The sequence below is a fragment of the Pseudomonas sp. GW458-11-26-14-LB4 genome (genome assembly GCF_059423925.1).
The window spans coordinates 404,183-416,671 of record NZ_JBWKYU010000001.1; the positions used below are offsets into that span (position 1 = coordinate 404,183).

Below are 12,489 nucleotides of genomic sequence, written 5' to 3' on the forward strand. Positions count from 1 at the left end.
AGTAGCACGATGTCCTCTGACCTGTGGAGCTTTGCCCTTGCCGTCTACGCCCGTCCCGGCGTGCAGGATGCCTGCCTGCGCCTGCAATCGGCGGGGGCCAACGTGTGCCTGATGCTGTGCGGTTTATGGCTGGAACAACGCGATGCGACCTGTGACGAGGCGCGTGCCCGGCAGTTGCTGCAACTGACAGAGCCCTGGGACCGGGAAGTGGTCCAGCCGTTACGCGCATTGCGCATGCATTGGAAAACCCTGGCCGACACCGATCCGGTGCTCAAGGGCATGCGCGAGCAGATCAAGGGATTGGAGCTGGAGGCGGAGCGTGCGCTGCTGTCACGACTGGAAGGTGCCGCGCAGGGCTGGAAGCGTCATTCGAAGGAATCGAGTGACTGGCTGGAAGTGCTGGCCGGCCCTGCGGCCAACCTGAACCGCGACGCGCTGCAGGTGCTGCGCGTCGCGGCGACCGACGCTTAGGAAGCGCTGGACGGGTTGCTGGCGACGCTCGACACCGGCGCCGACGATGGCGTGGTTGCGGTGGTCGAGGTAGTGGCGGCGGATGCCGGTGCTGCGGTCGGAGCCGGGGTTGCCGGTGCGGCAGGTTTGGCAGCAGGTGCAGTGGCCGGTTTTGCTGCAGCTGGTTTTGCTGCTGGCTTGGCGGTAGCCGGCTTGGCAGCGGCAGGTTTTTTCACTGCTGGTTTTGCAGCAGGTTTCGCGGCTGGCTTGGCGGCGGTCGTTGCAGGCTTCGCTGCAGCAGCCGGTTTGGCCGCTGGTTTTGCAGCGGGTTTTGCCGCAGGCTTGGCCGCTGGTTTCGCCGCCGCTTTGGCTGCAGGTTTGGCAGCAACCGGCTTGGCAGCGGTTTTCGCCGCAGGCTTGGCAGCAGCAGTTTTAGCGGCTGGTTTAGCGGCGGCTTTAACGGCTGGTTTTGCTGCCGGCTTGGCGGCTGCTTTGGTGGCTGGCTTGGCAGCTGGTTTTGCAGCGGCAGTTCTTGCCGGAGCCGCTTTCGCAGCAGCGGTTTTCGCCGCAGGCTTGGCAGCTGGTTTTGCAGCAGCCGGCTTGGCGGCAGCTGGTTTGGCCGCTGTGGTTTTAGCCGCAGGTTTGGCAGCGCTGGCTGCTGCGGGTTTCTTCGCGGCTGGTTTTGCAGCGACTTTCACTGGCGCTTTGGCAGGCGATTTGGCCGGTGCTTTTGCAGCAGGTTTGGCGGCCGCTTTTTTCGCAGGTGCCGCTGCAGGTTTAGCCGAACGCAGGGACAACGCCTTGCCGACAGCCTCTTGAACACGACCGACACCCTGGGCCAGTTTCAGGCTTTCCTGGGCATCGCGTTTGAGTTGCAGAATGTAGCTGCGGGTATCGGACTGACGATCCTTCAGCGCATCGAGCAGGTCTTCGAGTTCCTTCACGGCAGCCTTGGCCTTGGTCTGCGCCTTGGCTTTACCGGCTGCTGCTGCGTCCTGCAATTTGGTGCGGGATTTGTGCAGTTTTTCTTGCGCCTTGCCGCGTTGCTTTTCCAGTTTGGCGAGCAGTTTTTCAGCATCAGCCAAGGCTTGGGAGCAAGCGTTTTCCAGATGCTCGAGCAGGCTGCCCGAGAGTTGTTGGAGTAAATGCAACGGAGTGTTTACAGGCTTCTTGGTGGCCGACATGGTTTACCTCCTGGCTGACGTGAGTGCGGCTCATACTAGACCTCTGCTGCTACCGCCGCTAGGGCATGTTGACAGTATCGAAAGCACTCGGTTGCAGGCTTGCGAAAAACTTCTGTGCATTGGCAAAAGCAGTTCACCGTTGCAGACGTTCGCGCTGGCATAATCCACCGCAATTCAGGACGGAGAGTGCCCATGTCGCGCTACCTTTTTTTATCCCTCTGCATGATTTTTTCCGTGGCTCAGGCCGACGAAAAAACCACCGCGAATGACGCTCACGATCTGGCTTACAGCCTTGGTGCCAGCCTCGGCGAACGGCTGCGTCAGGAAGTGCCGCAGCTCCAGATCCAGGCGTTGATCGAAGGCCTGCAACAGGCCTATCAAGGCAAGCCGCTGGCATTGAGCGAAGCACGCATCGAGCAGATCCTCGCCGATCACGAATCGCAGACAGCCGAGCAGGCGGCGATGCCTTCGACTGAAGCGGCGATGGAAAGCGAGCGACGTTTTCTCACCGCCGAAAAAGCCAAACCGGGTGTGAAGGAGTTGGCCGACGGCATCCTGCTGACCGAGCTGGCGCCGGGGAATGGCACGAAGGCCGGTCCGGATGGAAAAGTGCAGGTGCTGTACATCGGTCGATTGCCCGACGGCACCGTGTTCGATCAGAACAGCCAGCCGCAGTGGTTCAATCTCGACAGCGTGATCGCCGGCTGGCGCACCGCGTTGCAGAACATGCCGGTCGGTGCGAAGTGGCGACTGGTGATTCCATCGGATCAAGCGTACGGCGCCGACGGTGCCGGCGACTTGATCGCGCCGTTCACACCGCTGGTGTTCGAAGTGGAATTGCGCGGCGCGACCAGTTGATCGCCCAATAAAAAACGGTGCGCTGTGGGCGCACCGTTTCTGTGTCTTGCGAAGTCCGATTCAGGCCTGAACCGAATCCTCTTCCTTGTGTGCGGTATGCAGCACTTCGATCAGGCAGTCTTCCAGTTCGAAGCGCTCGTGGAGCAGGCCGCCCAGCTCCTTGAATTTCTCCGCAACGCATCTGCCTTCATCGCAAAGGTCGTTGAACGCGAGCAGTTTTTCGGTGATGACATCGATCCGCGGATAGATCGTCTCGGCCAGTTCCAGGCCGCGCTTGTCGTTGAAGGCCTTGGCCTCGCCCGTCAGCTGTTCGTAGATCTCGAAGTGGCCGGCCGAGACGTAATCGACCAGCACGCCGCAGAATTCCTGCAAGGGCTTTCGATCCTCGGACAGTGCCTGAGGTTTGGCGCCCAGCTTGTCATAGGCAGCGATCAATTCCTCACGCTCCTGCAGCCAGCGGTCGATCAGCAGATGAACTCCACCCCAACGTTCCTGAGCATTCTGACAACTTTCGAGCATGGCGATCTCTCTTCCCTTGTGGGTCATGCTGCTCTACACCCGCGCCCCTTCTTGTGAATATTGCTTTGAGAGGCGGCCAGGCAGAGCGTCATCGAGCAACACAATTCCAATGACACGTGCGGGCCAGATTATGCCCGCACGCCTATGGCTTCAAGGTACGCAGGAGAGAAAGTTCATACAAGTGTTTAATCCCTGACCAGCACCGGGTGCGACGGTTGGCCGCTGAGCGGTTGCTGCAACGCCATCCAGACCTGCCGCAGCAACTGGTAAACGGCCAGGATCGACATCCCCACAAAAAACAGCAGGCTCCACTCCGGAATGCTCAGATCGAACAGCGTCCAGGACAATTCCGCGCAATCGGCCGTATCGTTGAACATCCGCATCAGCGCGCATAACCACGGCAGGCTGCTGAACATTTCTTCCGGACCCGGCGCGCAATGCGCCAACCTTTGCAGGGAATCACCTTGCAGCAGCACTTGCCGCCACGCCGCTGTCGTCCCGCCAAGACTGGTGAGCAACGCCATCATCCAGTAAAGCGACAGACCGACACGTTGCGGCCCATGGATCGCAGCCACACCACAACAAAGGGTGAGGACGCTCATGAACAGACGCTGGACCAGACACAGACTGCAAGGCACCAGACCGACCGCATATTCAAGGTAATAGGAAGCTCCCAGGGCCAGAATCCCCGCAGTAAAAGCCATAAAGAACAGGGAGCGTGAGCAGGCCAACGACATGGCTTATCCGTAACAATAAAGACAGGCAGTTACGGTAGAGGAAAGGGCCTCGGGCTTTCAAGGCAGGTCACTGGCGACACTTCAGCAGAAGTGTAGGGAAATCCCGACAGGCACCGAAGGATTCGGTGTAGCCCTCTGTAGGACGTTGCTCTGGAGGAGATTTAACGGTAACTATTCCGTCATCGGAAAGAAAAGGAGGAGCACGCTCCTCCTTTCTGATCACGCCCGAACGGCTACGGGCAATGGCGAAGCCAAAAGTCGTTCATCCAGCATACCGAGCCCTTCCTGGAACAGCAGGTTGCTGCGCTCGGTGTCACCCAGCCGGGCCAGCAGGCGCGCCAATTCGGCGCACGCTTCCGGATTGCGCTGTACTCGCAGGCTGCTTTCCAGATAGTCCCGTGCCTTGCCCCACAGGCTGGCTTGCAGGCACAGGCGCCCCAGCGTCAGCAGCAGGCTGGCATCACCCGGATGATCCTTGAGCCAGCCTTCGGCCGTCTGCAACTGACGCGCCGGATCGCTGCCGCGCACCAGACCGTAAAGGCGCGCCAGATGGCTGTCGTACTTGCGCTTGAGCGCCGTGCGCAGCACTTCTTCCGCTTCGACCTGAGCGCCCAACTGACGCAATTGCTCGGCATAGGCCAACACCAGCGCCGGCTCCTGGCGCTGGGCAGAAGTCAGTTGCTGCCAGGCGCGGTTGAGCGACTGCAAACCGACGGCTCCATCCTCTTCACGCTGGGCCGCCAGGGAAAGGTTTTCCCCCCAGGCACGACGCTCGAGCTCGGACAGTTCGGCCGGTGGCAGAACTTTGTCTTTGCGCAGCTCCGGCAACAGCCGGATCACCGACGACCAGTCACCGCGCTGCTGATGCAGACGCTGCAATTGACGCAAGGTCTGGACATTGTGCGGATGGCGCTCGTGCATCGCCTGCAAGGTGACCAGCGCCCCATCGGTATCACCACGATCGGTCTGCAACTGCGCATGGCTGAGAGCGATCGCCAGCTCGGCCTGCGGCTGACGCTCGAGGGCGCGTTCCAGCAGGCGATCGCTTTCCTCGTAGTTGCCTTGTTCGTTGGCGGCGCGGGCGGCACCCAGGTAATACAGCAACGGCTGGCGCTCGGCTTCGGCGGCCCGGTAAAGGTGACGCTGGGCACTGGCCCAGCGACCTTCGGCCAGATCGAGCTGACCGTGCTCGATCGCCACTTGCACGCGACGGCTGCGGTTGCGACGCGACCAGGGATTGACCACGCCGCCCGAGGTCAGCACCAGTTCGACCAGCGCCTTGATACCCCAGACCAGCAGCCACAGCACCGCCACCACCGCCAGGGTCGCCCACAGGCTCGATTCATAACGAAAGCTTTTGTAGGCGACCAGCACGTATCCGGAATGCTCGGCAATCGCCAGGCCCAGCGCCGCCGTTGCCGCGATCACCAGAAACACGATCACATACAGGCGCTTCATGGTGTCGCCTCCTGCGCGGTGCTGGCGGCTGGTTTGGCGAAGGGTTTCACCGAGTCTTCGGCGTTGACGTTACGGCGCTCCAGATACGCCTGAACCGCACTCAAGGTTCCAGCGAGATCCGGCGTGTTGACGGTAACCGGTTGCTTGCTCAATTCCGCGACCTGCTCGAGCATGATCTTGCTCTGCGGGTTGTCCGGATTGAAGTTGCCCGTGAGGACGTCACGCGCTTCTGCAAGGGCCTGGGTGTACACCGGCGCCTGACCGTTGAGCGCGGCCCACTGCGCCTGTTCGAGCGAAAGGCTCAGGGCCAGACGCACCTGGCTCAGACTCTGGCCAGCAAGCAGCGGCCGAACATTTTTGTCAGCGTTGAAATCGATGCGGATGTAGCGCGAGAGCTGATCCCACCACTGCGCCCAGCGACTGGCGCCGTCGCCATCGGAGGTCAGGCCCAGCAGCGAATCGCCGCGATCCTTGTATTCCGGCGCCAGCTCGGTGAGGCCGACGACCTGATCACGCAAGGCGCCCAGGCGCAGGAACAGCCCGGTGCGATCCGGTTGCTCGGTGCTGCGCAGCGCCACCAGGGTTTTCGCCACTTGCTCACGAGCGGCGAACGAGCCGGGATCATTCTGCTCGCGCAGGATTTCATCGGCACCCTGCACCAGCGCCTGGGCGCTGCTGATGTCCTGGAGGGCGGAAAGACGCAGGCTGGCCAGACGCAGCAAGTGCTCGGCCTCGGCCAGACGCCAGTCCTTGCGGCTGGCGCCAAGGACGGTTTCCAGACGTTGATTGAGGCGCTGCTGATCGCCCTGAAGTTGCGACACCAGACGCTGGCGATCGGCAAGTTCATCGGCGCCGGGCAATTGCCCGAGGCGCTCGGTCAGTCGTTGCTCATTGAGCTTCAGGGTCTGGGCCTGATCGTTCAACGCCTGGACCTGGCTCAACTGATTCTGAGTGCTGGTCTGCAGGTGTCGCACCTGCCAGACACCCCAGCCACCCACCGCAACACCGGCGGCGCCGAGCAGCAGCGCGAGAATGGCCAATCCGTTGCCTCGGCGCGGTTCCGCGGCCGGTGGCGGTGCATCAACCGGTGAATCGATCACAGGTTGAACGTCATCTTTAGGCAAGGCTGTTTCGCTCACGTATCCATCCTTTGCATTAGAGAACGGGCACGGGATGCTCCCGTAACGCCGTCAGCAAGGCCGCGGCACTCGCGCCGCGACAATCCACAACTGTTCGGGCCCCGGCGGCACTGGCCTGCTCGGCAACCCTTGGGCTTGGAACAAACAACGGCAACTGCGCAAGTACAGGCCAGTTGTCGCCAGCCAGTTGGCGCAGGTGCTCGAAACCCTGTCCACTGCTGACCACCAGCCCGTTCAGGCGTTCCGCTGCAATCCTGCGGGGCAGCTCCTGCGGCGGATAGTCGGGCAGGTCGCGACGGTACAACTCCAAGTATTCGACACTAGCACCAAGCGCGCGCAGGCGCTCGGCCAGCAGCTCGCGTCCGCCCTCCCCGCGCAGGATCAACACCTGCGAGCCGGGCTCTGCCACCGCCGCCAGCAGACGCGGCAATTGCAGCAAGGCTTCGCTGTCGTCGCCCGCGTCCGGGAAGCTCACATCCAGCCCCCGATCCCGAAGGATAGCGGCGGTCGCTGCACCCACGCTGAACCACGGCATCGTCGGAGTCGCCAGACCCAAAGAGTCGAGCAGATCCACCGCGATCCGCGCCGCCGGTTTGCTGACCACGATCACCGAGCTGTAACGCGGCAGTTGCGTGATCGTGCGGCGCATTGTGTCAGAGACCGGCAGGGGCGCGATTTCCAAAAGCGGCAGACAGCTGCTGAAAAACCCTTGCTCGGCCAGCACGGCGGCGAGCGCCGAACAGTCCTCCGCCGGGCGCGTCAGCAGCAGGCGCCAGGCGGTCACTCGTGACCTGCCTCGCCGTAGACTGCCTTGAGAATATCGTCGGCGCCCTGGCTGAGCAGGTCTTCGGCCACCTGCACACCCAGCGTCTCGGCTGCGGCACGCGGTGCACGAGCCTGTGCGCTGAGCAGCTTGCCGCCACTCGGTTCGCCCACCAGACCGCGCAGCCACAACTGATCGCCTTCGAGCACGGCGTAGCAGGCAATCGGCACCTGGCAGCCGCCATTCAGATGTTTGTTGAGGGCACGCTCGGCGGTGACACGGTCGGCGGTGTCGGCGTGATGCAGGGGTGCGAGCAAGGCATGTATTTCGGTGTCGGCACTGCGGCATTCGATACCGACGGCGCCCTGACCACCGGCCGGCAGGCTGTCGTCGACGCTGATGGCCGAGGTGATGCGGTCTTCGAAACCGAGGCGGATCAGACCGGCTGCCGCGAGGATGATTGCGTCGTACTCGCCGGCGTCGAGCTTGGCCAGACGGGTGTTGACGTTACCGCGCAGGAAACGGATCTCGAGATCCGGACGGCGCGTCAGCAACTGAGCCTGGCGACGCAGGCTGGAGGTGCCGACGATGCTGCCGGCTGGCAACGCATCGAGGCTGGAATATGTATTGGAGACAAACGCGTCACGGGGATCTTCGCGCTCGCAGATGCAGAACAGACCGAGGCCTTCGGGGAAATCCATCGGCACGTCTTTCATCGAATGCACGGCGATGTCGGCTTCGTTTTCCAGCAGCGCGGTTTCCAGTTCCTTGACGAACAGGCCCTTGCCGCCGATTTTCGACAGGGGCGAATCAAGCAGCTTGTCGCCGCGACTGACCATGGGCACCAGCGTCACCAGCAGGCCCGGGTGGGCTGCTTCCAGACGGGCTTTGACGTATTCGGCCTGCCAGAGGGCCAGAGCACTTTTGCGGGTGGCGATGCGGATTTCGCGAGAGGACATGGATCAATCCGTACTGAATAGATACGGCGGATAATAACAGCTCAGCCAAATCCACTTTGACCTGAATCAGAAACGGCGTGGCCTCCCTGGCCTGCGATGCCTGGTGAATGAAACGAAGAACCGCCCGGAGCCTGCGGACTAAAGCCCCTGCATCATTTTGCGCACGCCCGCCACATGCCGGCGGCTGACGATCAGCGCATCTCCGTTGAGGCCCTTGAGGAACAACTGGAAGTGGCCCAGCGGTGTGCGCTGCAATCGCTCGATGCGGTCGCGGGCGACCAGCGCGTTGCGGTGGATCCGCACGAAGCGCTCGCCGAATTCGTCTTCCAGCGCCTTGAGCGGTTCATCCAGAAGGACTTCGCCACCTTCGTGGCGCAAGGTCACGTATTTGTGGTCGGCAATGAAGTACACCACCTGATCCAGCGGGATCAATTCGATGCCTTTGCGGGTCCGGGCGCTGATGTGGCTGCGCGGGCCGTTACCGCTTTCGGCGGCAGGACGGGTCAGGGCCGAGAGCTGGGCCCGGTTGGGACGTTCAGCCCGTTTCAGGGCGTCATGCAGATGTTCGGTTCGCACGGGTTTCACCACATAGCCCACGGCGCTGGCCTGCAGGGCTTCCACGGCAAATTCATCGGGACCTGCGCAAAACACCACGGCTGGCGGGGTTTCGCGTTCGCACAGACGGGCAGCCACCTGCAGGCCATCGAGGCCCGGCATGCGGATATCGAGCAGCACGATATCCGGCTTGTGGCTGTCGATCAGCGCCAACGCCTCTTCGCCATTGGTGGCGCTGGGCTCCAGGACTGTGTAGCCCTCGAGCTCGCTCACCATTCGGCTGAGTCGCTCGCGGGCCAGTGGTTCGTCATCAACGATCAGGACATTCATATTGCGCTGGATTCCTGCGTGAGTCTCGCACAAGGATAGCGTAGACAAGTGGAGTGACGTCCGTCACCGCGATCCACGCTAAGACTAGCGCGAGCGCCAAAAAGTGCCGTACGTCGGCCGGCAATATTTGCCGACACCTGCAACGTACCGCCTGACGCCCGTCGCCGACTGCGTTTTACGCAGGGTATGCCAATGGCCAATACACCCACCCCTCTCTCTTCTTATAGTCGGTGGCCGGACCTTTGCGCGATCCGCCGCCACGTCGACCCCTATGTCCTACTGTAGACGCTCGTCGGGCCGATATTGCTCAATCGAAAAATATCCTTGCGCAAATCCCCCGGCGACACCGGCGACTATGGATCAGGCCATGAGAAAAAAACGTATCGACCAGTGTCAGCGACAGGATTGGCAACCCTGTTATTATCCGCGCCAGCGTTTCACGCCTTCTTTCTTCAAGCCGATACGAGCGAATTCATGAGCACTGACAAGACCAATCAGTCCTGGGGCGGCCGCTTCAGTGAACCCGTCGACGCCTTCGTCGCCCGCTTCACCGCCTCCGTCACTTTCGACCAGCGCCTGTATCGCCACGACATCATGGGCTCGATCGCCCACGCCACCATGCTGGCCAAGGTCGGCGTGCTGACGGATGCCGAGCGCGACAGCATCATCGATGGCCTGAAGACCATCCAGGGCGAAATCGAGGCCGGCCAGTTCGACTGGCGCGTCGACCTCGAAGACGTGCACATGAACATCGAAGCACGCCTGACCGACCGCATCGGCGTCACCGGCAAGAAGCTGCACACCGGCCGCAGCCGCAACGACCAGGTCGCCACCGACATCCGCCTGTGGCTGCGTGACGAGATCGACCTGATCCTGAGCGAAATCACCCGCCTGCAAAAAGGCCTGCTGGAGCAGGCCGAGCGTGAAGCCGCCAGCATCATGCCGGGCTTCACCCACCTGCAGACCGCTCAGCCAGTGACCTTCGGGCACCACATGCTGGCCTGGTTCGAAATGCTCAGCCGCGACTACGAGCGTCTGGTCGACTGCCGCAAGCGCACCAACCGCATGCCGCTGGGCAGCGCCGCGCTGGCCGGCACCACTTACCCGATCGACCGCGAATACACCGCGCAACTGCTGGGCTTCGACGCCGTCGGCGGCAACTCGTTGGACAACGTGTCCGACCGCGACTTCGCCATCGAATTCTGCTCGGCCGCCAGCATCGCGATGATGCACCTGTCGCGCTTTTCCGAAGAGCTGGTGCTGTGGACCAGCGCGCAGTTCCAGTTCATCGATCTGCCGGACCGTTTCTGCACCGGCAGCTCGATCATGCCGCAAAAGAAAAACCCCGACGTGCCAGAGCTGGTACGCGGCAAGACCGGCCGAGTGTTCGGTGCGCTGATGGGCCTGCTGACCCTGATGAAAGGCCAGCCGCTGGCCTACAACAAGGACAACCAGGAAGACAAGGAACCGCTGTTCGACGCCGCCGACACCCTGCGCGACTCGTTGCGCGCCTTTGCCGACATGATCCCGGCGATCAAGCCTAAGCACGCGATCATGCGTGAAGCGGCGCTGCGCGGCTTCTCCACTGCCACTGACCTGGCCGACTACCTGGTACGCCGTGGCCTGCCGTTCCGTGATTGCCACGAGATCGTCGGTCATGCCGTGAAGTACGGCGTCGACACCGGCAAGGATCTGGCGGAAATGAGTCTGGAAGAACTGCGCCAGTTCAGCGACCAGATCGAGCAGGACGTGTTTGCCGTGCTGACCCTGGAAGGCTCGGTGAATGCCCGTGACCACATCGGCGGCACTGCACCGGCGCAGGTCAAGGCTGCCGTGGTTCGCGGTCAGGCGTTGATCGCCAGCCGCTAAAAGCCAAAAACATCGCTGGCAAGCCAGCTCCCACAGGTTCAGTGTCGAACATGCAATTGTGTTTCAACCGAAAACCCTGTGGGAGCGGGCTTGCCCGCGATGACTGATTTCAAAACGCTACAAAATGCTACTTTTTGGCTGCGATCATCGCCAAAAACGCCGGCATCGCCGCATCCTTGTCCGCCGCAATCTTCTGCACATTTGGATTCTGCTCAAGTCGCTCCAGCAGTGCCTTGGCCTTCGGCATCTGCGCCAGCAAATCCAGACCGAACAGCTTGTGCCCCACCGCAACTGCCAACGGCACGCTGTAGAGGAAGTACAAATCCGCAATGCTCAAGCTGTCGCCCGCCACATACGGAGCGAACTTGCCGTGGCGCCCCAGCGCCGCAAAACCCAGCAGCAATTCAGCCTTGGTTTTTTCCTTGATCGCCTCCGGCAGCGCCGTACCGAAAAACGCTTCGCCGTAACAGGCTCGGGCCGGCAGCTCGATATACAGCTCGATTTCCTTGGCCACTGCCAGCACCTGAGCACGGGCAAACGGCTCGGTCGGCAACAGCGGGACACCCTTTTGACTGCTTTCGAGGTATTCGAGCATCACCATCGTTTCGTTGATGTAACCACCTTCGGCCCCCAGCACCGGCACCTTGCCACGCGGGCTGATGGCCAGAGACTCAGGCGTAGGCGTCGGGTAGAACGTGACCTCTTCGAACGGCAGGCCTTTTTCCAGCAGCGCCAGTTTGACCATGTTGTAGTAGTTGCTGACGGAGAATCCATAGAGCTTGAACATCACATAGCCTCCAGGCCGTGCGGGGTGGGCAGTGCCTGTTTATAGATCGCACCAGGGATTCGCGCCAGCAGCATCACGCTGCTGAATGCGGGTAAACTGGCGCCTTTCCTTGAGGAGCCTGCCATGAGCGAGCCGACTGACATCGACAATGATGAAGAAGAGTTCACCGAATCGACGCTGATCGAAGCGATCGAGAACCAGATCGAAAGCGACAACCCGCCAGCGGCCAAGGCAACCTTCAACAAGCTGACGCTGGTCGGTTACGAGCGTGATGACATCCTGAATCTGATGGCCCACGTGCTGGCCTGTGAAATCGACGCGATGCTCGACGAAGACCGCGCGTTCGATACCGAGTGGTACGAAACCGCGCTGCGCGCACTGCCCGAGTTGCCACCGGAAAAGCAGTAAACGGCCCCTCGCTGTGGGAGCAGACCTGCTCCCACACAATTTGTCACCCATCTTCGCGGCCTTCTGCCGCCCCCTGACTACACTGGAATCCACCCCGGGATAAAAACCCTGACACGCGCACTGGACAGGCCGCGCCGGCAGGTTCACCTTAGGGGCGCTGTCGTCCAATTCCTAGAAAGTCTGGAGTCCTTATGTCGCTTACCCCTGAGTTGGTTGCCGAACTGGAAGTCCTCGCACTCTTCAACCTGGACAGTTCCCAGGAAGGTCTGAAAATTCATCAGACCGCTGCCCCGAAGCACATTGCCGCCGCACAACGCCTGTTCGAAAAAGAACTGACAGACCAGCCCGATGGCGGTTACCTGACCAGCCTCGGTCGCGATGCCGCACAGAACGTGCAAACCGTACTGACGATTCTCAAAGAGCAGCAAACCGCCTGATCCTCCCGACTTTGCCCACGGAAACCCCTGCCACGG

At 61.7% G+C, this 12,489-nt stretch carries 14 protein-coding genes; 5 read left to right on the top strand and 9 right to left on the bottom strand.

All coding sequences use genetic code 11. The features are described 5' to 3' along the window. Positions 1-9: 9 nt before the first annotated feature. The gene (locus AC07XZ_RS01850) at positions 10-471 is read left to right on the top strand and encodes a TIGR02444 family protein (protein WP_102685849.1); all 462 of its coding nucleotides are present in this window, start codon (positions 10-12) and stop codon (positions 469-471) included. On the opposite strand, the gene AC07XZ_RS01855 is transcribed toward AC07XZ_RS01850, so the two are convergent. Continuing rightward, positions 468-1,634, bottom strand: a complete 1,167-nt coding sequence (locus AC07XZ_RS01855; protein ID WP_102685850.1) for an AlgP family protein — start codon at positions 1,632-1,634, stop codon at positions 468-470. The genes AC07XZ_RS01850 and AC07XZ_RS01855 overlap by 4 nt on opposite strands. Positions 1,635-1,826: 192 nt before the next feature. Here AC07XZ_RS01855 and AC07XZ_RS01860 point away from each other — a divergent pair, with 192 nt between their 5' ends. Further along, positions 1,827-2,492, top strand: a complete 666-nt coding sequence (locus AC07XZ_RS01860) for an FKBP-type peptidyl-prolyl cis-trans isomerase (protein ID WP_085746772.1) — start codon at positions 1,827-1,829, stop codon at positions 2,490-2,492. A gap of 60 nt (positions 2,493-2,552) precedes the next feature. Here the strand turns inward: AC07XZ_RS01860 and rsd are convergent, their stop codons facing one another. The 7 genes from rsd to AC07XZ_RS01895 all read right to left on the bottom strand — a co-directional run bounded on the left by rsd (position 2,553) and on the right by AC07XZ_RS01895 (position 8,952). After that, positions 2,553-3,011: a sigma D regulator gene (gene rsd, locus AC07XZ_RS01865; RefSeq protein WP_102685851.1), complete on the bottom strand. Its 459-nt coding sequence runs from the start codon at positions 3,009-3,011 to the stop codon at positions 2,553-2,555. 185 nt (positions 3,012-3,196) lie between these two features. Beyond that, positions 3,197-3,748 (bottom strand): disulfide bond formation protein B, encoded by a 552-nt coding sequence (locus AC07XZ_RS01870; protein ID WP_085746773.1) that lies wholly within the window; start codon positions 3,746-3,748, stop codon positions 3,197-3,199. Positions 3,749-3,967: 219 nt separating this feature from the next. After that, positions 3,968-5,206, bottom strand: coding sequence for a heme biosynthesis protein HemY (locus AC07XZ_RS01875; protein ID WP_102685852.1), 1,239 nt, complete (start codon positions 5,204-5,206; stop codon positions 3,968-3,970). After that, complete coding sequence (locus AC07XZ_RS01880) at positions 5,203-6,345, bottom strand: uroporphyrinogen-III C-methyltransferase (protein WP_102685853.1); 1,143 nt, start codon at positions 6,343-6,345, stop codon at positions 5,203-5,205. Before AC07XZ_RS01880 ends, AC07XZ_RS01875 begins: the two co-directional genes overlap by 4 nt. 16 nt (positions 6,346-6,361) lie before the next feature. Beyond that, positions 6,362-7,129, bottom strand: a complete 768-nt coding sequence (locus AC07XZ_RS01885; protein WP_102685854.1) for a uroporphyrinogen-III synthase — start codon at positions 7,127-7,129, stop codon at positions 6,362-6,364. Further along, positions 7,126-8,067, bottom strand: a complete 942-nt coding sequence (gene hemC, locus AC07XZ_RS01890) for a hydroxymethylbilane synthase (protein WP_007951874.1) — start codon at positions 8,065-8,067, stop codon at positions 7,126-7,128. Before hemC ends, AC07XZ_RS01885 begins: the two co-directional genes overlap by 4 nt. 138 nt (positions 8,068-8,205) lie before the next feature. Continuing rightward, positions 8,206-8,952, bottom strand: a complete 747-nt coding sequence (locus AC07XZ_RS01895; RefSeq protein WP_007951875.1) for a LytR/AlgR family response regulator transcription factor — start codon at positions 8,950-8,952, stop codon at positions 8,206-8,208. A 474-nt stretch (positions 8,953-9,426) separates the two neighbouring features. On the opposite strand from AC07XZ_RS01895, the gene argH reads away from it, so the two are divergent. After that, on the top strand, positions 9,427-10,821 hold the full coding sequence (gene argH, locus AC07XZ_RS01900) for an argininosuccinate lyase (RefSeq protein WP_011336517.1): 1,395 nt from the start codon (positions 9,427-9,429) through the stop codon (positions 10,819-10,821). Between the two features lie 127 nt (positions 10,822-10,948). On the opposite strand, the gene AC07XZ_RS01905 is transcribed toward argH, so the two are convergent. Further along, positions 10,949-11,608, bottom strand: a complete 660-nt coding sequence (locus AC07XZ_RS01905; protein ID WP_102685855.1) for a glutathione S-transferase family protein — start codon at positions 11,606-11,608, stop codon at positions 10,949-10,951. Positions 11,609-11,731: 123 nt separating this feature from the next. Here AC07XZ_RS01905 and AC07XZ_RS01910 point away from each other — a divergent pair, with 123 nt between their 5' ends. Continuing rightward, a complete protein-coding gene (locus tag AC07XZ_RS01910) occupies positions 11,732-12,016 on the top strand; it encodes a hypothetical protein (RefSeq protein ID WP_007951881.1) in 285 nt (94 codons plus the stop codon). A 191-nt stretch (positions 12,017-12,207) separates the two neighbouring features. Further along, positions 12,208-12,453 carry a TIGR02647 family protein gene (locus AC07XZ_RS01915; RefSeq protein WP_007951883.1) on the top strand — a complete coding sequence of 82 codons (246 nt, stop codon included), beginning with the start codon at positions 12,208-12,210 and terminating at the stop codon, positions 12,451-12,453. Positions 12,454-12,489 lie beyond the last annotated feature (36 nt).